Annotated in this window: 17 protein-coding genes and 1 pseudogene; 10 read left to right on the forward strand and 8 right to left on the reverse strand. The window is 69.2% G+C overall.

Going from position 1 to position 23,617, the window contains the following annotated elements; genetic code table 11:
* The first annotated feature begins 3 nt into the window (after positions 1–3).
* Complete coding sequence (locus tag AB0L95_RS36135) at positions 4–969, forward strand: ABC transporter substrate-binding protein (protein ID WP_365169581.1); 966 nt, start codon at positions 4–6, stop codon at positions 967–969.
* Positions 970–1,195: 226 nt separating this feature from the next.
* The gene (locus tag AB0L95_RS36140) at positions 1,196–3,634 is read left to right on the forward strand and encodes an FAD-dependent oxidoreductase (RefSeq protein WP_365169584.1); all 2,439 of its coding nucleotides are present in this window, start codon (positions 1,196–1,198) and stop codon (positions 3,632–3,634) included.
* 396 nt (positions 3,635–4,030) lie between these two features.
* On the opposite strand, the pseudogene AB0L95_RS36145 reads toward AB0L95_RS36140, so the two are convergent.
* A pseudogene (locus AB0L95_RS36145) lies at positions 4,031–4,336 on the reverse strand (pyridoxamine 5'-phosphate oxidase family protein); the annotation flags it as partial.
* A 221-nt stretch (positions 4,337–4,557) separates the two neighbouring features.
* Between AB0L95_RS36145 and AB0L95_RS36150 the strand changes: the two are divergent.
* Positions 4,558–5,019 (forward strand): GNAT family N-acetyltransferase, encoded by a 462-nt coding sequence (locus AB0L95_RS36150; RefSeq protein ID WP_365169630.1) that lies wholly within the window; start codon positions 4,558–4,560, stop codon positions 5,017–5,019.
* 154 nt (positions 5,020–5,173) lie between these two features.
* Here the strand turns inward: AB0L95_RS36150 and atpF are convergent, their stop codons facing one another.
* From atpF to AB0L95_RS36165, 3 genes are all read right to left on the reverse strand, one after another.
* Positions 5,174–5,686, reverse strand: coding sequence for a F0F1 ATP synthase subunit B (gene atpF / locus AB0L95_RS36155; RefSeq protein ID WP_365169586.1), 513 nt, complete (start codon positions 5,684–5,686; stop codon positions 5,174–5,176).
* A gap of 202 nt (positions 5,687–5,888) precedes the next feature.
* On the reverse strand, positions 5,889–6,884 hold the full coding sequence (locus tag AB0L95_RS36160) for an SGNH/GDSL hydrolase family protein (protein ID WP_365169589.1): 996 nt from the start codon (positions 6,882–6,884) through the stop codon (positions 5,889–5,891).
* Positions 6,885–7,151: 267 nt separating this feature from the next.
* Positions 7,152–8,198, reverse strand: coding sequence for a LacI family DNA-binding transcriptional regulator (locus tag AB0L95_RS36165; protein WP_365169592.1), 1,047 nt, complete (start codon positions 8,196–8,198; stop codon positions 7,152–7,154).
* Positions 8,199–8,308: 110 nt separating this feature from the next.
* Between AB0L95_RS36165 and AB0L95_RS36170 the strand changes: the two genes are divergently transcribed.
* The 4 genes from AB0L95_RS36170 to AB0L95_RS36185 are packed head-to-tail and all read left to right on the forward strand — an operon-like array spanning position 8,309 to position 12,318.
* A complete protein-coding gene (locus AB0L95_RS36170) occupies positions 8,309–9,517 on the forward strand; it encodes a phytanoyl-CoA dioxygenase family protein (RefSeq protein WP_365169595.1) in 1,209 nt (402 codons plus the stop codon).
* Entirely contained in the window at positions 9,504–10,265 is a 762-nt protein-coding gene (locus AB0L95_RS36175; protein ID WP_365169598.1) for an SDR family oxidoreductase, read from the forward strand. The genes AB0L95_RS36170 and AB0L95_RS36175 overlap by 14 nt, the downstream gene beginning before the upstream one ends.
* Before the next feature lie 32 nt (positions 10,266–10,297).
* Entirely contained in the window at positions 10,298–11,302 is a 1,005-nt protein-coding gene (locus AB0L95_RS36180) for a Gfo/Idh/MocA family oxidoreductase (protein WP_365169601.1), read from the forward strand.
* Positions 11,299–12,318: a Gfo/Idh/MocA family oxidoreductase gene (locus AB0L95_RS36185; protein WP_365169603.1), complete on the forward strand. Its 1,020-nt coding sequence runs from the start codon at positions 11,299–11,301 to the stop codon at positions 12,316–12,318. The genes AB0L95_RS36180 and AB0L95_RS36185 overlap by 4 nt, the downstream gene beginning before the upstream one ends.
* 144 nt (positions 12,319–12,462) lie before the next feature.
* On the opposite strand, the gene AB0L95_RS36190 is transcribed toward AB0L95_RS36185, so the two are convergent.
* Positions 12,463–13,206, reverse strand: a complete 744-nt coding sequence (locus tag AB0L95_RS36190) for a TetR/AcrR family transcriptional regulator (RefSeq protein ID WP_365169606.1) — start codon at positions 13,204–13,206, stop codon at positions 12,463–12,465.
* Between the two features lie 828 nt (positions 13,207–14,034).
* On the opposite strand from AB0L95_RS36190, the gene AB0L95_RS36195 reads away from it, so the two are divergent.
* Together AB0L95_RS36195 and AB0L95_RS36200 are read left to right on the forward strand one after the other, a co-directional pair.
* A complete protein-coding gene (locus AB0L95_RS36195) occupies positions 14,035–14,781 on the forward strand; it encodes an AfsR/SARP family transcriptional regulator (RefSeq protein WP_365169609.1) in 747 nt (248 codons plus the stop codon).
* Positions 14,778–17,591 carry a BTAD domain-containing putative transcriptional regulator gene (locus AB0L95_RS36200; RefSeq protein WP_365169612.1) on the forward strand — a complete coding sequence of 938 codons (2,814 nt, stop codon included), beginning with the start codon at positions 14,778–14,780 and terminating at the stop codon, positions 17,589–17,591. The genes AB0L95_RS36195 and AB0L95_RS36200 overlap by 4 nt, the downstream gene beginning before the upstream one ends.
* Positions 17,592–17,905: 314 nt before the next feature.
* Here AB0L95_RS36200 and AB0L95_RS36205 read toward each other — a convergent pair whose 3' ends face one another.
* Entirely contained in the window at positions 17,906–18,538 is a 633-nt protein-coding gene (locus tag AB0L95_RS36205; RefSeq protein ID WP_365169615.1) for an NAD(P)H-dependent oxidoreductase, read from the reverse strand.
* Between the two features lie 265 nt (positions 18,539–18,803).
* On the opposite strand from AB0L95_RS36205, the gene AB0L95_RS36210 reads away from it, so the two are divergent.
* On the forward strand, positions 18,804–19,988 hold the full coding sequence (locus AB0L95_RS36210; RefSeq protein WP_365169618.1) for an acyl-CoA dehydrogenase family protein: 1,185 nt from the start codon (positions 18,804–18,806) through the stop codon (positions 19,986–19,988).
* Between the two features lie 60 nt (positions 19,989–20,048).
* Here AB0L95_RS36210 and AB0L95_RS36215 read toward each other — a convergent pair whose 3' ends face one another.
* Positions 20,049–22,133 (reverse strand): aminotransferase class III-fold pyridoxal phosphate-dependent enzyme, encoded by a 2,085-nt coding sequence (locus AB0L95_RS36215; protein WP_365169621.1) that lies wholly within the window; start codon positions 22,131–22,133, stop codon positions 20,049–20,051.
* Positions 22,134–22,146: 13 nt separating this feature from the next.
* Positions 22,147–23,439 (reverse strand): crotonyl-CoA carboxylase/reductase, encoded by a 1,293-nt coding sequence (ccrA, locus tag AB0L95_RS36220; protein WP_365169624.1) that lies wholly within the window; start codon positions 23,437–23,439, stop codon positions 22,147–22,149.
* Between the last annotated feature and the right edge of the window lie 178 nt (positions 23,440–23,617).

The raw sequence follows: 23,617 nt of genomic DNA on the forward strand, positions 1-23,617 counted from the left end.
ACCATGGCAAGACACTGGCGAGCCGGCGCGGCCGGCCTGGCCGTCCTCGGCCTCACCCTCACGGCCTGCTCGGGCGCGAAGGTCGGCGACAGCACCTCTGCCGGCTCGAAGGCCTCGGGCGGCAAGTGCGGCACCTTCAACCTGGCCGTCAACCCGTGGATCGGCTACGAGGCGGACGCGGCGGTCGTCGCGTACGTGGCGCAGCACGACCTCGGCTGTACGGTCGAGAAGAAGGACCTGAAGGAGGAGATCGCCTGGCAGGGCTTCGGGACCGGTGAGGTCGATGCCGTCCTGGAGAACTGGGGCCACGACGATCTGAAGAAGAAGTACATCACCGAGCAGAAGACGGCCGTCGGGGCGGGCTCGACCGGCAACCAGGGCGTCATCGGCTGGTACGTGCCGCCGTGGCTGGCCAAGGCGCACCCGGACATCACCGACTGGCAGAACCTCAACAAGTACGCCGACAAGTTCAAGACCTCCGAGTCGGGCGGCAAGGGCCAGTTGCTCGACGGGGACCCGTCCTATGTCACCAACGACGCGGCTCTGGTGAAGAACCTGAAGCTGAACTTCAAGGTGGTGTACGCGGGCAGCGAGACCGCGCTCATCCAGGCCTTCAAGACGGCCGAGAAGAACAAGCAGTGGATGGTCGGCTACTTCTACGAGCCGCAGTGGTTCATGTCCGAGGTGCCGCTGGTCAAGGTCAGCCTGCCCAAGTACACGACCGGTTGCGACGCGGATGCGGCAAAGGTGGCCTGCGACTACCCCGTCTACGACCTGGACAAGATCGTCAGTGCCACGTTCGCCAAGTCCGGCAGTCCGGCGTACGACCTGGTGAAGAAGTTCCACTGGACGAACGACGACCAGAACACCGTGGCCAGATACATCGCGGTGGACAAGATGTCCGACGAGGCGGCGGCCAAGAAGTGGGTCGAAGCGAACCGCGACAAGGTCGACGCCTGGCTGAAGTAGCGGAGGCGGCTGACGCAACCGGAGCGGGGGAGAAGGCGGTTGAGGACGCCCGGCGGGTGGTGCGCACAGGTGCGCACCACCCGCCGGGCGTTGCCGTGTTCCGGGCTGTTCTCCGAGGTCACCGACCCCTTGACACCCTTCATGGCGACGGGCACATTGAGTTGCACAACCTGAATCAAGTTGCGTAAAGAGCAACTGGACCGTTCTCGAGTTCGGAGGTTGGGCGATGGCGGGACCCCGAGTGGTCATCATCGGAGCGGGCGTCGTGGGAGCGGCCCTCGCGGACGAGATCTCCGCACGCGGCTGGACCGAACTGACCGTGGTCGACCAAGGACCCCTGCCGGCCACCGGGGGATCCTCCTCGCACGCGCCGGGCCTGGTCTTCCAGACGAACCCCTCGAAGACCATGACGGAACTGGCGCGCTACACCGTCGAGAAGCTCCGCTCCCTCGACGTCGACGGCAAGCCCTGCTTCCTCCAGGTCGGCGGCCTCGAAGTGGCGACGAGCCCCGAGCGCCTCGCCGAACTCCGGCGCCGCCACGGCTGGATCACCGCGTGGGGCATCGAGGCACATCTGCTGACCCCCGACGAGTGCGTGGAGCGGCATCCGCTGGTCGACCGGGACAAGGTCCTCGGTGGTCTCCTGGTCCCCACCGACGGCCTCGCCAAGGCCGTCCTGGCCGTCGAGGCCCAGATCCGCCGGGCCGCCGAGCGCGGTGTGCGCTTCCTCGCCCGTCATGAGGTCCTCGACGTGCGGCAGAGCGAGGGCCGCGTCACCGGCGTGCTGACCGACCAGGGCCAGATCCCCGCCGACATCGTCGTGTGCTGTGCCGGCATCTGGGGGCCGAAGATCGCCCGCATGGTCGGAATGAACCTGCCGCTCACCCCGCTCGCCCACCAACTCGCCTGGACCGGCCCGATCCCCGCCCTCGCCGGCCAGACGCAGGAAGCGGTCCGCCCGATCCTGCGCCACCAGGACGCCGACCTCTACTACCGCGACCGCTTCGACGGACTCGGCATCGGCTACTACGGACACCGCCCCATGCCCGTCTCCGCCGACGACATCCTCTCCGTGGACGAGGCCGAGGAGATGCCCTCGGTTCTGAAGTTCACCGAGGGGGACTTCGAGGACGCCTGGACCGAGACCCGGTCGCTGCTCCCCGCGACCCGCGAGGCCAAGATCGAGGAGGGCATCAACGGCCTGTTCTCCTTCACCACCGACGGCTACCCGCTGCTCGGCGAGTCCCCGGACGTCAAGGGCTTCTGGGTCGCCGAGGCCGTGTGGGTCACCCACTCCGCGGGCGTCGGCCGGGCCGTCGCCGAATGGCTGGTCGACGGCCACTGCTCCTCCTTCGACCTGCACGAGTGCGACGTCAACCGCTTCGAGCCGCACCAGCTCTCCCCGGAATACGTCCTGGCCCGCGACTGCCAGAACTTCGTGGAGGTCTACGACATCCTCCACCCCCTCCAGCCGGCCGGGAAGCCGCGCCCGATCCGCACCAGCCCCTTCCACGCCCGCCAGCGAGAACACGGCGCATTCTTCCTGGAGGCGAACGGCTGGGAGCGCCCCCAGTGGTACGAGGCCAACGCGTCCCTGGTCGAGGGCCGCACGATCCCCACCCCCAACGACTGGGCCGCCCGCTACTGGTCGCCCGTCGTCGGCGCCGAGGCCCAGGTCACCCGCGAGACCGTCGCCCTGTACGACATGACCGCCCTCAAGCGCCTGGAGGTCAGCGGCCCCGGTGCCGCCGACTTCCTGGAGCGGCTGGTCACCGGCAAGGTCGCCAAGTCCGTCGGCTCGGTGACGTACACCCTGCTCCTGGATCACGACGGCGGCATCCGCAGCGACATCACCGTCGCCCGCCTGGCCCCCGGCCTCTTCCAGATCGGCGCCAACGGCAACCTCGACCTCGACTGGCTCACCCGCCACCTGCCCGCCGACGGAACCGTTCAGGTCCGCGACATCACCGCCGGCACCTGCTGCATCGGCCTGTGGGGCCCGCTCGCCCGCGAGGTCCTCCAGCCCCTGACCGACGAGGACTTCTCCAAGGACGGCCTGAAGTACTTCCGCGCCCAGCGCGCCCACATCGGCAGTGTCCCGGTGACCGCCATGCGCCTTAGCTACGTCGGCGAGCTCGGCTGGGAGCTGTACACCACCGCCGACCTGGGTCAGAAGCTGTGGGACACCCTCTGGGCCGCGGCCGAGCCGCTGGGCGGCATCATCGCCGGGCGCGGCGCCTTCAACAGCCTCCGCCTGGAGAAGGGCTACCGCTCCTTCGGCACCGACATGACCTATGAGCACGACCCCTACGAGGCGGGCGTCGGCTTCGCCGTCAAGCTCGACAAGGGCGACTTCATCGGCAAGGCCGCACTGGAGCGCCGCAGGACCGACGTGCGCCGCAGGCTGAGCTGCCTCACCATCGACGATCCGCGCGCGGTGGTGATGGGCAAGGAGCCGGTGTACGACGGCGACCGTGCCGTCGGCTACGTCACCAGCGCGGCCTACGGCTACACCATCGGCAAGGGCATCGCCTACGCCTGGCTCCCGGCGGAGCTGGCCGCCCCCGGAACCACCGTGCACATCGGCTACTTCGACCAGCGCATCGAGGCCGCCGTGGCCGAGGAGCCCCTGTTCGACCCCACCATGTCCCGCCTTCGTGGTTAGCCCTGAAGAAGGTGCACGGTCGGCGACCGCACAAGCGGCGGCCACCATGCTGCGCTTCGGGCGTTGCGCCGCCGGCTGCTGTGATCCGCGACCCTTGGAAAATGGTTCGATGGCTTCGCGGAGCCCCGGCACAGTGGCGCACCATGGATGACCCCGAGCTCGTGACCGCTGCGGACGTGCAGCTCGTGCAGGGCCTGCCGCAGCGGGTCACTGCCGTCCGTCCCGAGCTGGTGAACAGCGACGCGACATAAGGAGAGCTGGCTTGGAACTGGGGCAAAGGGCACGCCGGCTACGGCGAGAGCTGGCGGCGTCGGCTGTGGTTCTCCGGTGCCGATCTGGTCGCGTGGGGCTGGGTGCGCCAGGGCGTCCCGAGGCGCGCGGGCTGTACGACAGCGGATAGCGCGCGAGCTTACGCCGTCCCCTCGGCACATCGAAGGGCACGAGCTCGGCCCGCCCCCGAGCGATCACCTGCCGAACACGCCCCGAGGCGAGATCGCATTCGTCCACCACGAGGGCGACGCTCGCGTCCTCCTTCACGCGGTCGAACAGCCGGGCCCACGGACCCGTCAGAATCCAGAAGGCGTCCTCTTCCCAGAGAAACCAGACGGGGCGCACGGTCGGCCCGCTCGTCGCGATGCGAGCGGTGAGCGGCCGCTGCAGGAACGTGTCCACATCGAAATCAGGAGATGCCACATCTCCCATCTTCCGGTGTCACACGCCCCTGCCTACCGACCTCCGACGCGGGGGCATGTACCGAGAGACTCCTCAGAGTGGTTGCCAGGCGGCGCCGCCTCGAAAGTGATTGGTTGTGACCTTGTGGCCTGTGTTTTCATTTCGTAGTGAACATCGAGAGCCTTGGCGTACCTGAGGAGAGGCCGAGCACCCTCGTCCGGCGGAGGGCCGATGGCGATGTCGAGGAGTGCGTGCGCGTTCTCACGGAAGTCCATCGGCGTGACGGCTATCCGGTGAACTGGCCCGAGCGGCCCGGCGAATGGCTGTCGTACGGCCCCATGCTGGGCTCTTGGGTCGCCGAACTCGAAGGCCGCCTCGTTGGGCATGTCAGTCTGTCGCAGGGCGGTGAGGGCGACCTGGCCCCGAAGCTGTGGCGTGAGCGGAGCGGGGCGACGCGGGGTGCGACCGCCGTGGTCAGCAGGCTGTTCGTTGCCCCGCAGGCGAGGGGACATCGGATCGGTGCACTGCTCATCGGCCGAGCAGTGAAGGAAGCGCGGCGTCGGGGCCTGCATCCGGTGCTCGACGTTGTCGCATCCGATACTGCCGCGGTAGCCCTGTATGAGCGGCTGGGCTGGGAGCTGATGGCCACAGTCGAGCAGCAGTGGGGCCCGCACCAGATGGTGGACATCCGCTGTTATGCGGCGCCCTCGTGAGTCGTGGGGGTTCGGTCGGTAGCCGGACGTCCGGGTTCGCCCTGGAAGGCACCATGCGAAGCACCCTGCTGCATGCGGACGGGTGGCACGATGAACACCTCCACGCCCGCCTGCGAGGCGACGAATGGCCCTCCTCACGGAGAAACCTTGAGGACTATGGCAAGCCTGCCGCGTTCCGCGCATCAAGGTCCGTGAAGTAGCGGTCCACGAGGTCGCTTTCGTGGGCGAAACTGTCGATCGGCTCGCCAACTATCCGGCCGGCCAGCTCCGTGGCCAGCGTCACGACGACACCTCGAAGCTCTGTTGCCGCGATCACGCGGTCGGCCGCGAGCCGCGCCTGAGCCTCCGCGATCATCTCCTCGCGTTCCCGCAGGCCCTCGGCGCGAATCTCAGCGATCAGTTGCGTGCCCTGCTCCAGAGCCTCTTGGCGCAGGCGAGCCGCCTCATGCCGAGCTTCAGCCAGTTCCTCGCGGTACTTGGCGAGCACTTCACCGGCCTCGGTCGCCGTCCGCTCAGCCCGTTCCCGCTGACCGTCGACAGCGTCCTGCCGTTCGGCCAGGACCTTGTTGATCCGGGGCAGAAGGATCTTGGTGAAGGAAACGAAGATCACGGCGAAGGCCAGCACGCACACGAGTGTCGGGGCGAGCCGGGGTATGAGAATTCCCATGCCACGATCTTAGAGAATTGTTGAAGCGTTGATGAGCCCCAGGCCGGCGCTCTTGCCCAACTTGGCTGTTTTTTCACGCTCCTGAAAGCGCCTCAGCGATCTGCGAGGTCCGCCGCAGAGGGCTGCGGCGGACCTTTCCGTCTGCTGGAGGTGTGTCAGGACGCGCGGGACGGGCTCGTCGCCCCGTGTCCGGCCATGGCGGTCAGCCGCCCAGGATGGCGTCCTCGACGCGGGCGGCGGCGTTGGCATGGCCGCGGCTGTTGGGGTGGACGAGTGCCCAGGTGTTGGGGTTGTCGTCGTCGCCCAGGCGTTCCTTGATCCCTTCGATCCACTTGTCCTGTCCGCCGGCGCACACGCTGTGGCCCTTGCTGGAGGTGTAGACGTCCACGTAGGTGTCGCCGTGCTTGCCGGACTCGCTGTGAATTGCGGCGTTGAGCGGCTGGAGCACGGAGTCCCGCAGCCAGTTGAGGTCGGCGTGCCGGATGGTGGCGAACTGCAGGAGGTTGCCGTAGAGGCAGTTGGCGGCGTTGTCGGGGATGACTGCCGGGTAGCCGACGGTCACCACTCTGGCGAACGGCGCCCGGTGGTGGATGGCGGTGAGCATGACGTCGTACTCGTGGGCGACATGCTGGAGCCGGTCCTCGATGGTCTCCGTGGTGCCCGAGGTGTAGTAGTCCTTGCAGGGGCTGGAGCCGATACCTCCGGTGGGACCGAGGGAGACGCACTTGCCCAGGATCTCGCCGAAGCCGAGGCTGTTGCCGCCGACGCCCACGGTCACGACGTCGGTGTCGGGGTCCAGGGCGTCGACCTGCGGGGCGACCGGGTCGAACGGGTAGTCGGGGTCGTGGATGTCGACGACGCCGGGGATGTGCAGCTGGTACCCGATGGGGGTCTGCCGGTTGTGCGTCACCTCGGCGATGGTCGCGTTGCCGCAGCTGACGTTGCGCAGATCGATCTGAGGGCCCAGGTGCCGCTTGATGACCTCCGGGTAGGAACCGGTGGTGCGCTGGCAGCCGTCTCGCGGCTGCTCGAAGGTGGGCCCTGTGGCGTGGATGACGCCGGCCGTGTACGAGTCGCCGAGCGCGACCCATCGCAGGGAGCCTGCGGCTTCTGCGTGGGTGGAGGCGGTGGTGCAGTTGAGAAGGCAGAGAGCTGCGGCGGCTGTCATGGCTGCCAGCCGTGCGCGGAATCGAGGCATGTCGAACCCTCATCAGGTCAGGTGGGACGTGGTGCGGACAAGGTCTGGCCTCGGCGCCGAGAGACCGCGACGAACCCCAGAATGGTTGCTCGGAGTAGTCGCGTGAATACTAAGAGTATTCATCGTGGTCCCGGTAGGGGGCTTGAAATGCTCGTCTTTTCATACCGAGTCACTGGTCTTGCGGCAGTGCGTGCTGAACACGTGGATCGGCGAAGTCTGTTTCGTCCTGTTTCATTTGGGGGCGATCGGGTGCGATCGGGCTGGGCGTCACGCCATGAGCGGCACCGGCGGAACGTCGGGTGGCAGGTTGAACGGCGTGACCACCTGGATCGCCGAGGGGAGGGGCGGACCGTCGTCCGGCAGTGCCTTGTTCGCCCGCATGATGGTCTGGCAGGCGCGGCGCATGTCCTGGCGCAGGTCGTGGTGAAGGACTGCGGAGATTCGGCGCTCGCTGAGCAGGCGTGTGTTGTCGTGGTCGAGGTCGTGGGCGACGAACACGGCACACGACCTGCCCAGGGCGTCGAACGCGTCCAGGGTGGCGAGGTTGCCGCCGCCCATGGAATAGACCGCGACGATCTCCTCGTCGCGCTGGAGCGCCTCGAGAACCAGATCGCGCTGGGTGGCGTCCAGGCCGTCGCTGTCGGTGACCTCCACCAGGGAACGCCTGGGGTCCGTGAGGCGCATCGCGCCGCGAAAGCCCATGTCGCGCTCTTCCTCGCCGCGGAAGGAGCCCCGGCTGATGGTGGTGAGCACGTTCCCGGGCCGGTCGCCGAGCCACTGTTGGAGGAGGTATGCGGCGGTGGCGCCCGCCGCACGGTTGTCGATGCCGACGTACGCCAGACGCGCGCTGTGGGGCAGGTCGGTCACCAGCGTGACGACCGGGATGTCCGCCGCGACCAGTCGCCCGACGGCGGCTGCGATCTCCGGCACGTCGGGCGCCTTGAGGATCACGCCCTGCGAACCGCGCTTGGCGATCTTGTCCAGCGTTCCGATCAGTTCGCCGGGCGGACAGCTCTCGCGGAAGTGGGAGCGCGAACGTACGACGGCGGGTTGCAGGGAGGGCAATTCCGCTTCGAGCGCCTCGCGGACCGCGGTGGAGAACCGCTCCGGTGTCTGCATCACGATGTCGATCATGAAGGTGCGGCTGCCGATACGGACCTGGGTCTGCTGACGGTCCAGGTCCTTGATGGCTTCCTGCACCTCCCTGATCGTGCTCTCCCGGACGTTGCCCCGACGGTTCAGCACACGGTCGACCGTGGCCGTGCTCAACCCGGCCTGACGGGCGATTTCCCTGATCGGATAGGGGTGTCGCATGACGGATCCCAAACGATGATGATGGATTTTTGATGTGTTGCCGAGCATTGATTGATGGGTTCGGGTTCTCAAGACTGACAGAAGAGCGAGAGCCGAGAAAGGACCCCAGGATGTCCACCACAGCCGCAGGACAGCGGACTTGGCTGACCGAGGCCGACTGTGATCTCGATGCGTTCCGATCACTCGTCGAGGAACAGACCCACGCCGGCGACTACCCCTCGGCCGAACAGGTGCAGCAGAACGTGCTGCTTTACGACAGCAGCCGGCTCCGTCACCTCACGGCCACCGCCGAGGACCGCCGGGAGGTGCAGAGCGAACTGGTCCGGGCCCTGCTCGACGGACCCGGCATCGTGGTCCTCAAAGGCGCCTTCGCCGACGCGGCCGTCGTGGACCGGGCATCCGAGGCCTACGACGCGCTGATCGAGGAGCAGCGCGCCGGCGGCGCCGCCCGCGGTGACCACTTCGCCGCGCCAGGCGCCAACGACCGGGTGTGGAACGCCCTGGACAAGTTGGCCCTGCGGGCTCCGGAGGTGTTCGCCGACTACTACGCCAACGACGTCCTGGCGCTGATCGCCGAGGCCTGGCTCGGCCCCGCCTACCAGGTGACCTCACAGGTCAACGTCGTCAATCCGGGCGGCGCCGCGCAGAGTGTGCACCGCGACTATCACCTCGGTTTCCTCGGCCAGGACCGCGCCTCGGCCTACCCTGCGCACGTCCACCGCCTTTCCCCCGTGCTGACCCTGCAAGGTGCGGTGGCCCACTGCGACATGCCCGTCGAGTCCGGCCCCACGCTGTACCTGCCGCACTCGCAGAAGTACGAGCCCGGCTACCTCGCCTGGCGACTCCCGCAGTTCGTCGCGTACTTCGACACCCATCACGTCCAACTCCCGCTCGACAAGGGTGATGCGGCGTTCTTCAACCCCGCGCTGTTCCACGCCGCCGGGCACAACCGCTCGGCCGGCATCCGGCGCATGGCCAACCTGTTGCAGATCTCCTCCGCCTTCGGGCGCGCGATGGAGACGGTGGAACGCGAGGCGATGGCGAACGCGCTCTTCCCGGTGCTGCTGCGCCGCAAGGCGGACGGCGCCTCGGAGGACTGGCTGCGCCGCGTGATCGCAGCCACCGCCGAGGGCTACCCCTTCCCCACCAACCTGGACCTCGACCCCCCGGTGGACGGTCTGGCACCTCGCTCCCAGGCGGACACCGTATGGCAGGCCGTGGCCGAGGGCTGGATGCCCGAGCGGCTGCGTCAGGAACTGCGGGCCGGCACCGAGCGCCGCCACAGCCGAAAGGGACACAGCGCACATGGGACTTCTTGAGGACAAGGTCGTCCTGGTCAACGGCGGCAGCCAGGGCGTAGGAGCCGGCATCGTGCGGGCGGCCGTACGGGAGGGCGCGACCGTCGTGGTCACCGGCCGCCGGGCCGAACCGGGCGAGAGACTCGCCGGGGACACGGGTGCGCACTTCGAGCGGGCGGACCTCGCCGATCCGGCACAGGCGCGCGAGTCCGTCGTACGGACCGTCGATGCGTACGGCCGCATCGACTGTCTGGTCAACGCCGCCGGACTGACCTCGCGCGGCTCGCTGCTGGACACCACGCCGGAGTTGTTCGACCAGCACATGGCGATCAATCTGCGTGCACCGTTCTTCGCGATGCAGGCGGCGGTGGCCGACATGACGGCCCGCAAGGCTCCGGGCACCATCGTCAACATCATCTCCAACTGCGCCCACGGCGGACCGCCCCACCTCGCGCCCTACTCCGCGGCCAAGGCCGGACTGGCCGGACTGACCCGCAACGCAGCCCACGCCCACCGCTGGGACCGCATTCGGATCAACGGGCTCAACATCGGCTGGACGGACACCGAGGGCGAGGACGCGACACAGCGTGCCTTCCATGACGCGGGCGACGACTGGCGGGAGAAGGCCGCCGGATCACTGCCCATGGGCAAGCTCGGGCAGGTCGACGAGATCGCCGACTTCGTCGTCCTCCTGCTCTCCGACCGCAGCGGCGTGGTGACCGGCTCGGTCATCGACTGGGACCAGAACATCCTCGGCGGCCAGGACTGAGCCGCCCACCTCGGGCTGAAGGAGCACGATTCATGCGTTTGGGCATCATGGGGCTGGGCCGCATAGGAGCATTCCACGCGGAGACTCTCGCCGGGCTGGAGGTGGTGGACTCCCTCGTGGTCACCGACCCGGTGGCCGCGTCAGCCGCTTCCGCCGCCGAGCGGTTCGGGGCCACCGTCGTGGACACCCCCGAGGCCGTGTTCGCCGCCGCCGTCGACGGCGTCGTGATCGCCGCCGCGACCGACGCGCACCCGCATCTCGTCCTCGCGGCGGTCAAAGCGGGGATCCCGGTCTTCTGCGAGAAGCCGGTGGCCCGCGGCGTCGACGAGAGCCTGGAGGTGCTGCGTGCGGTGGACGGCGGCGGCGTCGAGGTGCACATCGGGTACAACAGGCGCTTCGATGCGGGCTGTGTGGCCGCCCGCCGGGCCGTGGCGAGCGGTGAACTCGGCAAGCTGCACACCGTACGGTCGACCACGCTGGACCCCGCGCCACCGCCGCCCGCCTATGTAGCCGTCTCAGGCGGCATCTTCCACGACTGCAGCGTGCACGACTTCGACATCGTGCGCTGGGTGACGCGCCGCGAGGTGGTCGAGGTGTACGCGACCGGCGGCAACGGCGGCGCGGATCACATCCGTGAGGCGGGCGACGTCGACACGGCGTCCGCGCTGCTCACGCTCGACGACGGCACCATCGCGGTCATCTCCAACTCCCGCCACAACCCCCGTGGTTACGACGCCCGCCTGGAACTGCACGGTATGAAGGACAGCATCGCGGTGGGCCTGGAGGACAGACTGCCGCTGCGTTCCGTGGAACCGGGCGCCGCATTCCCGGCCGGGAAGCCGCACATGTCCTTCATGGACCGCTTCGCCGCTGCCTACCGCGCCGAGCTCACCGCGTTCACCGAGGTCGTCGCCGGTATCCGCCCGTCGCCCTGCACGGTGGCCGACGCCGTCGAGGCGAGCTGGATCGCCGAGGCATGCACCCTGTCGCTGCGCGAGCACCGGCCCGTACGGCTCGACGAGGTGCGCAGGGGATGACGGACGAACCGCTGCGGATCGGGGTCCTGGGCGCCGCCCGGATCACCGAACTGGCCCTCGTGGGGCCGGCCCGTGCGGGCGGCCACCGCCTCGTGGCAGTGGCCGCCCGCGACCGAGACCGGGCCGGGGCCTTCGCCGCCCGGCACGGCGTCGAGCGTGTGGTGGACTCCTATGCCGATCTGGTCGCCGACCCGGAGGTCGAGGTCGTCTACAACCCATTGGCCAACGGCCTGCACGGGCCGTGGAACCTGGCCGCGCTCCAGGCCGGCAAGCACGTCCTCACCGAGAAACCGTCCGCGAGCAACGCGGAGGAGGCGGCCGAGGTGCGCGAGGCCGCAGCCAAGGCCGGCACCGTGTTCATGGAGGGCTTCCACTACCTCTTCCATCCGGTGACCCGGCGGCTGCACGAGCTGCTCGACAGCGGGGAACTGGGCGACCTCCGGCACGTCGAGGCCATGGTCGCCATACCGGCACCCGCGGCGGACGACATCCGCTGGTCGCTTCCGCTCGCCGGTGGCGCGCTCATGGATCTCGGGTGCTACAGCCTGCACGCGCTGCGGATGCTCGCTCCCTGGGCCGGTGGTGTCCCGCGGCTCGTCGCCGCACGCGGCGGGGAGCGGGACGGGGCGCCGGGCGTCGACGAGTGGCTCTACGCCGACCTGGAGTTCCCGGGCGGCGCCAGTGGTACCGCCCGCTGCCATATGGCGTACCACACGGGGCAGATGAGCTGCCGCATCGTCGGCACGCATGGGGAGGTCACGGCTGTGAACTTCGTGCAACCCCACCGGGACGACCGGGTGGTGGTGCGCACAGCCGCCGGTGAGCGCACCGAGGAACTCGGCCGGCGGTCCTCGTACGCCTACCAGCTCGACGCCTTCACCGCGCGTCTGCGCCGCGGTGTACCGCCGGCGCTCGACGCCGGGGACGCGCTGACCACCATGCGGCTCATCGACGAGTGCTACCAGAGCGCCGGATTCCCTGTCCGCCCGCGAAAGGCCCTTCCGCCCAGCGTCTGAACGACGGTACGTGCCGGAAAACGGGCACGGATCGGGCACCGCGGTCACAGGAAACGGGCGTGTGTCTCCCCGTGTCGACCGTGCAGTCGTCCGGGCGATTGCGCCGCCCGTAGCCTTTACAGCCACTTGGATTTCGTCACGAAGTCACCGGCTTGTCTGAGTGGGACGGTTGTCTGCGGGGCGGCCGGCGTTGCGCGCCGCGAGATAGGTGAGGCCGGCGACGAACATCTCGACGGCGAGATCGAATCGTTCAGGAGCGGTCTCGGCGCTGAACAGCTCAGAAGTCTGCAGCATGTTGGGGAACTCGGCGGGGAATGCGTTCATGTACTCCCGTATCTCCTGCTCACGCTGGGACGGGACGTCGTCTTCGCTGCGGTCGATGGTGTCGAAGGTCCACATGCTCATCGCGTAGGCGAAGGCCCGGGTGTAGAGGCAGAGCATGTCGGTGGCCTGGGCCGCCTGCCGGATGGACAGTCCGCCCGCCCGCAGGATGGCGATCATCCTCTCGGCCTGCAGCAGGTCGTTCGGCCCGACCGGGGTGATGGTCTGGCACCTCACCCGGGCGATGCCCGGATAAGCGGTCATGACCCGGACTTGGTTTCGCAGGACTTCGGAGATCTGCTCGGTCCACCGCTGCGGGTCGGGATCGGGTACCGGTGCCATCTCCAGGACTCGGTCCAGCATGAGCTCGCTCAGCTCGGTCTTGTTGGATACGTGCGCGTAAAGCGAGGCAGCGCCCGTCTCGAGAGCCTGGGCAACGCGCCGCATGTTAACGGCTTCCATGCCTTCCGTTGCCAGAATTTCCAACGCGGTGTTGACAATGAGTTCCCGGGACAGCCGTTTGACTGCACGTGGTTCGCGGTTCCAGGCGGACCTAGGTGTCTCCACTTGATCACCTCCGATCTGACTGAGTGTAACGAATCCCGCACTGGACACGAACGCTGTTCGTCGCTTAGAACTATGTTCGTAAGGCGGAATGGCGTTCGGGATGGGGTGTGGATCATGAACGACCGATGGAGAGCTCGTCCTGGATGTGCCGGAGAAGGCCGCTCCCGTCTGGAACCGGGGAGATTCAGCGGGCTGTGCTGAGCGCCGCACCGAGGGTGCCGAGCGGGCCACGGTCTTCGGCATGAGCTTCACCGGATGCCGGACCTTGGGGTCCGCGCATCGCGAGCGGCCCGAATGCGTGCGCCGACCGGGAGTGGGGGTTCCGGCCGCAAGGTGACCCTGCTGTGCAGGGGGTGCCGCACTGAAGGGCGGCGCGTCGAGTCCTTCCAGAACACCCGTGTGAACGCCCCGGGTCGGGGCTGACGGCCCGCCGCCGGTCTCGGGCGCGGGGGTGCGGTGGAGACACCGAGCCCGGACGGGCGTGCAGGCGCCGGCGAGTGACGTTTCTGGCAGACAGAGCCGTTTGCCCGACGGTCACGTTCACTTCTCAACCCGACTTCGCCTGGCTTCGTGGCGGACCGACCGCGGTCGCCGGATATCAGAAGTTCCAGACTTTCCCATCTTGCTCAACAATTCGATCTCACCTGCATATTGGTACGCCATACCTGAAGATCTACCTTCCCCGGCGTCCAAAGTGTTCCGGGTCGACCTCGGTTGACTTGCCGGGGCAGGGCGGTGGAATTCAAGACGGGAAGTAGTGCCGTGAAGTTCAATCTGCTGGGTCCTTTAGAAGTAGTACGCAACGGCGTCCCCTTACGGTTGGGTGGCGTGAATCAGCGTGCCGCATTAGGTTTTCTGCTGTTGCACGCCAACACGCCGGTCTCCACGAGCAGACTCATCAGCGCGCTGTGGAACTGGGACGAGCCGGCCACCGCTCGAAAGATCCTCCAGAACGCCGTGTCCGGACTGCGCAGGATGCTGTCGACCGGGGAGCGCTCGTACGGCCCGTCGTGCTCGCTGACGACCAGTCGTGGCGGCTACCTGCTGCAGGTGCCGTCGGAACACGTCGACCTGTCCCGCCATGCTCGACTCGTCAAGCACGGCCGGCAGGAACTGGCGGACGGCCTGTGGGAACAGGCAGCACGTACCCTGCGCGACGCCCTGGGACTGTGGCGGGGAGAGGCGCTGGCGGATCTGATCGAGGCCGGCGTGGAATGGCCCGAGTTGACCCCGCTGCGGGAGGCGAGGTGGGCCGCGCTCGAAGGCAGGTTCACCGCCGATCTGATGCTCGGGCGCCACCGGGACGTGATCGCCGAGCTGAACGTCGTCGCCGACATCGAACCCGCACGGGAGCGGCTTTTCGCGCTGCTCATGCTCGCGCTGTACCAAAGCGGCAGACAGGCCGACGCGCTGGAGGTGTACCGGCACGCCCAGGCCGCGATCGTCGATGGTTCTGGGGTCCTTCCCAGCCGGGAACTACGAAGGCTGGAGCAGGACATTCTCACTCATTCCCCGGCGTTGAACTCGCCTGCCGCAGTGACCGGTTACTCGATGGACTCCCTGGAGATGCGATGAACGGGCGGATTCAGTTCAAGGTATTGGGGCCGCTCGAGGTCGTCCGGCGGGGCAGCGAGATCAACCTTGGCGGAATAAAGCAGCGGGCCGCTCTGGGGTATCTGCTCCTCCACGCGAACGAGGCCGTGGCCACGAGCAAGCTGATCGCCGCGTTATGGGACGGACCCGCACCGGCCTCGGCCCGCAAGGTGGTCCAGAACGCGGTGTGGCGATTACGTCGGCTCCTGGAGTCGGACGAGGGCGAGCAGACGACCGACGGTTCGGTGGCACTGCTCACCCGTACACCCGGCTACATGCTGCGGATCGAGCCGCAGACGGTGGATCTGTACCGCTTCCGGGCGCTGGTGGCGGAGGGACGCGCGGAGATGGAACGCGGCGCGCCGGATGCGGCATCGGCGCTACGCCGCGACGCGCTCGCCCTGTGGCGAGGCCCCGTGCTGGCCGACCTGGCGGAAACCGGTGTGCCCTGGCCGGAACTGAAGGCCATTCAGAACACGCGCCTCGACGTGCTGGAAGACTATTTCGAAGCCGAACTCGCGCTGGGTCACCACGACGTGGTGCTGCCCGAACTCCAGGCGACGGTCTGCGCCGAGCCGCGGCGCGAACGACTGCTCGGGCAGCTCATGCTCGCGCTGTACCGGAGCGGGCGGCAGGCCGACGCGCTGAGCACCTATGCCAGGGCCAGGACGTCGCTGATCTCGGACCTCGGCCTTGAGCCGGGCCGCGAACTGCGCGATCGCCAGCAGGCGATCCTCACCCACGACCCGGCACTGCTGTACGTGCCGGCCTCGGCACGCGCCCGGACGCCGGGGGCGGCGGAGCCGCTCGGCTCGCGGCCACTCGCAGGTTCCCGGGACGAGCCTTTGTCCGCACCGACCACCACGCCCGACCTCCGAGCCCCCGTGCGGGAACGCAGGGAGGTCAGTGTGGTACTGCTCCGCGCCACGATCGACGCGGAGGGCGGACGCCCCGACCCCGAGCATGTCGACACGGCGATGGAGACGGTGAACGAGGTGGTCACGGCCGAGGCGCACCGCTTCGGGGGGACCGTCGCGGCCAAGGTCGGATCGCTGTGGCTGCTGATCTTCGGCGCGCCGCGCAGCCGCGACAACGATGCCATGCGGGCCGTGCTGACCGCACTGGCGATCCGGCACCGCTTCGGCCGCCCGCACCCCGCGCTGCTCGGCGTCGGCGTACGAGCGGCGGTGGACACCGGGGAGGCACTCGTCCGGTACGCATCCGACGAGGACAGCCCGCCGTCGGCGACCGGGACCGCGTTGGACAGATGCCACTCCATGCTGCCGCTCGTACCGACCGACGAGGTGTGGGTCGGCGACGACGTCCGCAGGCACACCACATCGAGGATCGACTACCAGCGGGCTCGTGTGTCGTCCGCCCTGTGGGCCGTGGCGGGCGTCCGTCCCGCGAGCCCGCAGGACCACGGCGTGCCGCTGCTCGACCGCGGGCGGGACCTTGACGTGCTGCTCGGCCTGCTGGACCGGGCGGGCCCCGGACAGCGTCCGCCCATCGCGTTGGTGGTCGGCGAGCCGGGCCTGGGCAAGAGCCATCTGATCAGTGAGTTCGAGAAGGTGGTCCGCCGACGCGACGGCGAGGCCGGCCCCTTCGTGGCGCATCTATTCCCCTGCCAGGTCGATGACAGCCCGTTGGCCGTCGTGGCGGAGGAGTTGTCGCGCTGCTGCGGCATCGTGCCGCACGACCAGCCGGAGCAGGCGAGGGAGAAGCTTTGGGCGGCCGTCCGGCGGACGGCGGGCACCGCGGAGGAGGCCGACTGGATGTTCTCCCAGCTGCTGGTGCTCATCGCGGGCGTCCACGGTTTCGACCCCACGGCGGCGCTCGGTGAGGTTCTGGCGGCATGGTTGCGGTTCCTGGAGCGGTTCGCCGCGGAACGACCCGTGCTGCTGGTCATCGACGATCTGCACGCCGCCGACGAGACACTGCTGGACTTCGTCGACCGGCAGACCGATGCGTCCGTCCGGTCCCGGCTGTTCGTGCTCGGCGGGGCGAGGCCGGAACTGTTCGAGCGCCGGCCTCGGTGGAGCTCGTCAGGAAGCGCCGTGGTGACCATCCCGCTCACGCGTCTGCCCGACACCGTGGTGGCGCAGCAGGTGCGGCTGCTGCTCGACGCTCACGGGATACGTACCGGGCCGGAGTCCGCGGTGGGGACCGTGGAGAGGGAACTCATCCACGAGCTGTCCCAGACCATGGTGTCGCTGGCCGACGGAAGCCCCTTGTTCGCAGCGGAGTTCGTACGGTCGCTCGCGGACCGGATCCGTCCCGATCCCGTTGCACCCGCCCAGGGCCCGGCCGAGGCCACGGCAAGTCTCGTGCCGGCGGTGGTCCGGCGGGTGATCGCCGCCCGGCTGGACGAACTGCCGAGCGACGCCCGAGCGGTCCTGGAGGACATGGCCGTGGCAGGAGGCACCGTCAACGCGGACGCGGTGGCGGCGATGCGGCGGTGCGGCAGGGACACGGCCGCCGCGGTACTGGAGGACCTCGCGCACCGCGGCGTGCTGGTCAGGGTGGAGCAGAGCAGGCACGAAGGCGATGTCCAGTACGCCTTCTGGCACGAGCTGGTCGGACGCGTGGTGTACGCGCGCATTCCGCACGCTCGACGGGCCGCCCGGCGGCTCGTGTTCGCGGCCTGGGCGGACCGCCAGAGGAAGCAGCACGGCAGAAGAGACCCGTGGGCTTTGGCGCCGGACGGGCCCGTGGCACGGGGGCTCGCCCGGTTGGAGCGGCTTGTGCGGAGGCTGGAGGTCCGGCTGAAGGGGGCCGCAGCTGCGGCCTGAGCCGGGCATGCACCACCGCCCGGCAGACCGATGCGGTCTGCCGGGCGGACGCCCTCCACCCGTGCGTGCCGGGGGAGTGGGCCGCTTCCGGCGTGGGGCGGCGGCCGTTGTCGTAGAGCCTCCGGCGTGGGGCGGCGGCCGTCGTCGTAGAACCTCCGGCGTGGTGCGATCCCGCGAACGCCCCGGCGCGGCTCCGGGAGACGGCACCGGGCGGTGACCCGGCGAGCACACCCGCATCCCGGCGCACCGTCAATCGACCACCATGCCAGGCAAGTCGGGTCGGCACTGCCGGAGAGGATGTGCCGAGAACGCGGTCACCGTGCGGTCTGCGGCCCGACCAGGCCGCCGAGGACCGCCGGCTCGGCGTCGTCAGGTGTCGCGTCGCCACCGGCGTACATCCGGGCGAACTCCACTACCTGCCGTGCCATCGTCTCCATCTGCTCCTGCAGTCGGGGATCGGCGCAGCGGCCGTCCGACGTGAAGCCCGTCGCCGAGGTGTTCACGACCACGCCCATCGGTGTCGGCCAGCCCCGTAGCGCGTGCACGATCGTCCGCAGGGCGCCCAGAGTGGACACGCCGCTCTGCCAGCCCTGCGCCACGGTCACACAGCCCACGGCACGCCCACTGAGGTAGGGGCGTTCGTCGGTGCGCAGTTCCTCGATGTGGTCCAAGGCGTTCTTCAGCAGTCCGGACGTGCTGCCGTGATAGGCGGGACTGGCGATCACCACGCCGTCCGCCCGGGCCAGCGCGGCCAGGAGCCGCCGGGCGGCCGGCGACACCGCCTCGGCCTGGTCGTAGAGCGGCATCATCAGGTCGGCGCCGGCGATGACCGTGACGGTCGCGCCGAGGCGTTCCGCGGCGGCCAGCGTCGCGCGCAGGGCCCGCTCGGCGGTCGAGCCCGGCCGGGTCGAACCACCGATACCGAGTACGTTGACAGGTCGCTGCATGGTTCTCCCTCGGTCCACGCGCACACCCTACGGACGCGCCTCCATTACCCGTTCTATGGCAGGTAACGGCGAATTCCAGCGGAGCGGGACGCGCGATTACAGCGCCGTGGGCGGATTCCCGGAACCGCTCGCTAACGTTTGCCGCCGTGGGCATGTCGCGCAAGGTCAGGCACGCCATTGCCGATCGCCTGGTGACCATTTCGCGGAACTGCCCGCAGGCGTGGGACGAAGCCATCCCGCGAAATGGCCCCGAGGAGGAATCGCGATGTCCCTGATCACCGTCGAACGGGTACCCACCCGCGAGGAGCTGATCGACCGGGCGCGGGAGCTCATCCCGCTGCTGCGACGCAACGCCGAGCAGACCGAGAAGGAGTCGAAGGTCCCGGACGAGAACATGTCCGCCCTGCGCACCGCGGGCCTGCTGCGCCTGAGCACGCCGCGCCAGTGGGGCGGCTGGGAACTGTCGATGCGTCACCAGGTGGAAATTCTCTGTGAGTTGGGTCGAGGCTGCCCCTCCACGGGCTGGATCGCCGCCAACCACGCCGCCTCCGTGGACCTCGTGATGCTGATGCCCGAGGCCGGTCTGCAGGAGATCTACGGCGACAACCCGGACACGGTCATGCTCTCGGCCGCCAGCCTCGACCCGGCGCTGCGCGCCGACAAGGTGGACGGCGGACTGAAGGTCAACGGCCGCTTCCCGTACGCCTCGGGCTGCGAGCTGTCCGACTGGGCGTTCCTCGCCTGGGTGCCGGTGTACGACAACGGCGAGCAGACCGGCGTGGCCAACCTGATGGCGCCCCCTACCGACCTGCGCATCGAGTACACCTGGAAGGTGGCCGGACTGCTCGGCACGGGCACACACGCGATGGTGGCCGAGGACCTGTTCGTCCCGGACCGCTTCGTGCAGTTCGCGCCGCTCAAGGCGGACGGCGAGGCCGAGTCGCCGGTGCCGGCGACCGTCCTCATCAAGGGCAATCTGCACTCGCTGTCGTCGCTGGTGGGCGGCGCCCGCGGGGCGCTGGACGTGGTCCGCGAGAAGCTGGAGGAGCACAAGCCGCTCGCCTTCTCCACCTACTCCCGGGCGATCGACTCGCTCTCGGTACAGCAGGAGTTCGCCGAGGCGACGCACCTGATCGACACCGGCATGCTGCACATGCTCGCGGTGGCCGACGGATTCGACGCGGTAGCGGAGGGCGAGGAGGCGACCCCGGCGGAGCGGGCCCGGCTCCGGATGCACATGGTCACCTCGCTGGAGCGCTGCCGCGAGGCGATGCAGCGCCTGCTCGACCTGGCGGGCACGAGCGGCTTCGCGCAGACCAACCCGGTCCAGCGGTACTGGCGGGACCTGGAGATCGGCAGCCGGCACACCGCGCTGAACCGGCCGATGATCTTCGAGGACTACGCGCGGTCACTGCTCGGCATCGGCGCCCCCGTGTCGCTGCTGTTCTGACCCGGCCAGGCAGCACCACGGCCCCGCCCGATACGGGCGGGGCCGTTCGTCGGTCGCGGCTCAGGAGCGCAGAGCCTCGGCCAGCTCCGTCGGCAGCAGGCCGGGGTCCGCGTCGACACCGAAGCCCGGCGGCAGCTCGAAGCCGTTCGGACCGCGCACCCCCGTCGTCGGCGCGTCCGTACCCGTCAGCCGCCGCAGCGCCGGGCTGACCACCACCGTCGTGTGCCCCCCGGCGTGTGCCGCGCCGATCTGCCCCGCGACATCGGCCGCGAGGGTGCCCGCGCTGTCGCCGACCGCCTCGTCGACCAGGAGCGGGAGGACGGTGACGTCCACGGTGGTGCCGTCCGCGGTGCGGCACTGTACGGGCGGCAACGGGGCCATGGCGCGCACCGGGGCCGACCGGGCCACGAAGGCCCGTAGCGTGGTGTCGTCCAGGTCGGCCAGGGACGGATCGAAGCGGCGGAGCGCCGCCGGAGTGCCCAGCTCGGCGACGAACGCGACCCGGGCGGCGGCCGGCTCGGCGTCGGGGCCGGGCAGCGCCGTGGACCGGAAGTCCCGCACATGGTCGCGCGGCGCCGGGCCGTCCACCGCGGTCAGCGGGTGCACCAACTGCAGTGCGTCCTGGTGCCGCAGCACCGCGCAGATGTCTTGGAGCCCCGCCGCCAACCGGGCGATCGCAGCGTCGTCGATTGCATAGGACGGCTGGATGCGCAGCGTGTTCGGCGCGCTGCCGGTCGGCATCAGCCGCAGACCGTACTTGCGCAACAGAAAGCCCGAGACGGCGAAGCCGAAGAATCCGCTGCGCGCGTAGTTGCGGATCACCGCAGAGCCGGACGCCGACTGGTCGGCGAACTCGAACCCGAGCAGCAGCCCCCGCCCCCGCACCCTGCGCACCACATCGCCGAACTCGGTACGGACCTCTTCCAGGGCGCTGCGCAGCCGTGTCCCGCGCTCGGCCGCCTGCCGGTAGGCCGCCCCGTCGTCGCGCTCCAGCATCTCCAGCACCTTCTCGGTGACCGCACACGAGAAGCTGTCCTTGGCATACGTCGAACTGTGCAGCAGCTCGAACTCCTTGACGTACGACGACTGCCGCACCAGGAGCATCGACGTCTTGGCCAGACCGCCGCCGATGCTCTTCGCCAGCGTGTAGTAGTCGCCGGTCAGGCCGATGCGCGCGCTCGCGAAGAAGGACCCGGTGCGCCCCGCGCCGGTCTGGATCTCGTCGACGATGAGCGGGCAGCCCATCGCGCGGCACACCTCGGTGATCCGCTCCGCTTGCTGCGCGGTGAGCTCGTTGATGCCGCCCTCGCCCTGGATCGGCTCCACGACGAAACCGGCGACGATCGGCACGGCCAGTCGGCGTACCTCCACGACGCCGTTCTCAGCGACGATGTCGAGCACGTACGGCTGCTCGGCCTCGACGTACTTCAGCGCGTCCTCCGGCTGGTCGGCGGGGACGAAGCGGGCGCTCGCCCCCAGCGCCTGGAAGGGCAGACGGAACGTCGGATTGTGCGTGAGTTGCAGACTGCCGACCAACTTGCCGTGGAATCCGCCCTCCAGCGCGAAGAACTCCGGCGCCCGGCTCAACGCCTCCGCGTTGCGCCGCCCCGCCTCCTCCAGTACCGCGTCGATGTCCGCGTCGTGTCCGGCCAGTTCGGCGGCGGCAGATGACAACTCGGCGTCACCGGACTGGACCTGGGCGCGCGCGGCCCGTGCGTGTTCGGCCAACTCGCCGGCGAGCGCGCCGAGACGGAACACCCGGGCCAGCTCGGCGTGCTTCATGGCCGCCTCCACCGCCTCGGCGCCGCTGTTGGCGAAGACCACCTCATACGGTTCCCCGGCATCCAACTCCCGCCGGGCGATCCCGTTGAGCGCCGACGCCACCCGCTGCGCCTCGGTGCGCTTGGACAGTTGAGCGTGGCTGGGCGTGCCCGCGTCGAGCAAGGACCTGGCGTGAGCCACCAACTCCGGGTGGTTGTGGCCGAAGAACAGCGAGCCGAAGCCGCCGACGAAGTCGGTGACCGCCCTCTGCCTGCCGTCATCGCCGACCGGATACATCAGGTCGCCCTCGGCACGGACGTACTCCACGTCCAGCCCCCACGCGGAGAGAGCCTTGCCCAGATAGCGTTCCGCCAACTCGTCCATCACGATGCTCCTCTCACAGGGAGGACGCGGGCGCGAACGCCCGCAGAGGGTTGATGCGGTCGGAGCCGATCCGCTCGCGCAGCTCCGGCGCGGTGACACCCAGGCCCGGTTCCGGCGCCAGGCACAGCACGCCGACCTTGCCGACGTGCTCGTTCTTCTGAACCAGCCGCGTCGCCTCGGCTGCCTCCGCGAGCGGGTACAGAGCGGACAGCGTGGGCGCGATCGCACCCGTCGCGACCAGGCGGGTGGTCTCCACCTGCTCCTGCAGATTGGCGCCGTGGCTGCCGATCACCCGCTTGAGCCGCATCCACAGATAGCGGTTGTCGAACTCGTGGTGGTATCCGGTGCTGGAACCGCAGGTGACCACCGCCCCGCCACGGCCCACGACGAACATCGAGATGCCGAAGGTGGCGCGCCCGACGTGCTCGAACACGATGTGCGGGTCGCTGCCGGTCTCCCGGCGGATGATGTTCCCCAGCCGCTTCCCGGCGGCCACGGTGTCCTCCGGGGACGGGTCGGGGTCGTCGCTCAGCCCGATCTCCGCCCGGTTGATCACCACGTCGCAGCCCAGCCGGCGAACGGCTTCGGCCTTGCGCTCCGAGCCGACCACGGCGACGGGGATCCCGCCTCCGTTCTTCACGAACTGCACCGCGTACGCGCCCAGGCCTCCGGCAGCGCCCCAGACCAGCACCACGTCGCCCTGCTTCATCCGGGCGCCGTTGGACCCGACGAGCATGCGATACGCGGTGCTGCCGCACATCGGGGTGACGGCCGCTTCCTCCCAGGTCAGGTGGGCCGGTTTGGACACCAGCATGCTGGCCCGCGCGATCGCGAACTCACCGAGCCCGCCGTAGTTCGTCTCGTAGCCCCACGCGCGCATCTCGGCGCCCAGCATGGCGTCGGCGTGCGTCACCGGCTCCTGCTCGTCGACGTGCACCGGGTGCACGACGACATGGTCACCCACCTTCCAGCGGCGCACCCCGGAGCCGATCCGCACGACCACTCCGGCGGCATCCGAGCCGACCACCTGGAAGGGGCGGTCGTGCCGGGCCGCCCAGCCGCCCTGCGCGGCGTACTTGTGCAGGAAGGTGAAGGTCGGGATCGGCTCGAACGTCGCCGACCACACCGTGTTGTAGTTGATCGAGCTGGCCATCACCGCGACGACCACTTCGTCCGGGGCCAGTTCCGGCATGCTCACCGGGCCGACCCGCAGCGACTTGCGCACGTCTTTGTGTGCGACGTCAGCGAACATGCCGGTGTCCTCGGCGCGCAAATGAGCCGCGACGAATTCGTCGGGCCATTCCATGCGCTCGATGGCATCCGGTGGTCGGTTCTCGAGAATCGCTTCCAGAAATGGATTCACGGCAGCTCCCGGCATCGTCTGGTCTCTTGCGGAACCTAGTACCGGCCGGGTAATCGTCCGTTCATCGCGTCGGAATCCGTCCGGGATTCCCGCGAGTTGCCGGGCAGTGGATCGCCACGCC

This window comes from Streptomyces sp. NPDC052036 (genome assembly GCF_040680495.1).
Taxonomy (GTDB): Bacteria; Actinomycetota; Actinomycetes; order Streptomycetales; family Streptomycetaceae; genus Streptomyces.

What these genes read in the sequence shown, in the direction of transcription:
- AB0L95_RS36135 (WP_365169581.1), top strand. Translation starts at nt 4, where the DNA reads ATGGCAAGACACTGGCGAGCCGGCGCGGCCGGCCTGGCCGTCCTCGGC.
- AB0L95_RS36140 (WP_365169584.1), top strand. Translation starts at nt 1,196, where the DNA reads ATGGCGGGACCCCGAGTGGTCATCATCGGAGCGGGCGTCGTGGGAGCG.
- atpF (WP_365169586.1), bottom strand. Translation starts at nt 5,686, where the DNA reads ATGGGAATTCTCATACCCCGGCTCGCCCCGACACTCGTGTGCGTGCTG.
- AB0L95_RS36160 (WP_365169589.1), bottom strand. Translation starts at nt 6,884, where the DNA reads ATGCCTCGATTCCGCGCACGGCTGGCAGCCATGACAGCCGCCGCAGCT.
- AB0L95_RS36165 (WP_365169592.1), bottom strand. Translation starts at nt 8,198, where the DNA reads ATGCGACACCCCTATCCGATCAGGGAAATCGCCCGTCAGGCCGGGTTG.
- AB0L95_RS36170 (WP_365169595.1), top strand. Translation starts at nt 8,309, where the DNA reads ATGTCCACCACAGCCGCAGGACAGCGGACTTGGCTGACCGAGGCCGAC.
- AB0L95_RS36175 (WP_365169598.1), top strand. Translation starts at nt 9,504, where the DNA reads ATGGGACTTCTTGAGGACAAGGTCGTCCTGGTCAACGGCGGCAGCCAG.
- AB0L95_RS36180 (WP_365169601.1), top strand. Translation starts at nt 10,298, where the DNA reads ATGCGTTTGGGCATCATGGGGCTGGGCCGCATAGGAGCATTCCACGCG.
- AB0L95_RS36185 (WP_365169603.1), top strand. Translation starts at nt 11,299, where the DNA reads ATGACGGACGAACCGCTGCGGATCGGGGTCCTGGGCGCCGCCCGGATC.
- AB0L95_RS36200 (WP_365169612.1), top strand. Translation starts at nt 14,778, where the DNA reads ATGAACGGGCGGATTCAGTTCAAGGTATTGGGGCCGCTCGAGGTCGTC.
- AB0L95_RS36205 (WP_365169615.1), bottom strand. Translation starts at nt 18,538, where the DNA reads ATGCAGCGACCTGTCAACGTACTCGGTATCGGTGGTTCGACCCGGCCG.
- AB0L95_RS36210 (WP_365169618.1), top strand. Translation starts at nt 18,804, where the DNA reads ATGTCCCTGATCACCGTCGAACGGGTACCCACCCGCGAGGAGCTGATC.
- AB0L95_RS36215 (WP_365169621.1), bottom strand. Translation starts at nt 22,133, where the DNA reads ATGGACGAGTTGGCGGAACGCTATCTGGGCAAGGCTCTCTCCGCGTGG.
- ccrA (WP_365169624.1), bottom strand. Translation starts at nt 23,439, where the DNA reads ATGGAATGGCCCGACGAATTCGTCGCGGCTCATTTGCGCGCCGAGGAC.